1 protein-coding gene is annotated in these 413 nt (G+C 66.1%); it reads left to right on the forward strand.

The window, feature by feature from the left end:
- A partial coding sequence (scpB, locus tag B3T59_RS24115; protein WP_287005332.1) for an SMC-Scp complex subunit ScpB occupies positions 1 to 413 on the forward strand: 413 nt, incomplete at both ends.

The raw sequence follows: 413 nt of genomic DNA on the forward strand, positions 1-413 counted from the left end.
TCACTCAGATGGCGGCTGTCTTGACCGAAGCGCGCAGCGGCATCGACCTTCGATTCGCCGGTGATGGTTGGCGGTTCTACACGCGAGCCGAGTACGCGCCGTACGTCGAGCGTCTCCTCCTCGACGGGGCGCGCTCGAAACTGACCCGAGCAGCCTTGGAGACGCTCGCCGTCATCGCGTATCGACAGCCCGTGAGCAGGGCGCGCGTCAGCGCGATCCGAGGTGTGAACGTCGACGGCGTCGTCCGCACACTCGTCGCCCGCGGACTCATCAACGAGGTCGGGTCCGATACCGCGTCGGGTGCCACGACGTATGGGACCACCGAGTTGTTCCTCGAGCGTCTGGGGCTCGCGTCGTTGAGTGAACTACCCGATCTGGCCCCGCTGCTACCGGACGTCGACCTCATCGACGAC

It is taken from the genome of Gordonia sp. UBA7860 (genome assembly GCF_002500165.1).
In the GTDB taxonomy this organism is placed as follows: domain Bacteria; phylum Actinomycetota; class Actinomycetes; order Mycobacteriales; family Mycobacteriaceae; genus Gordonia; species Gordonia sputi.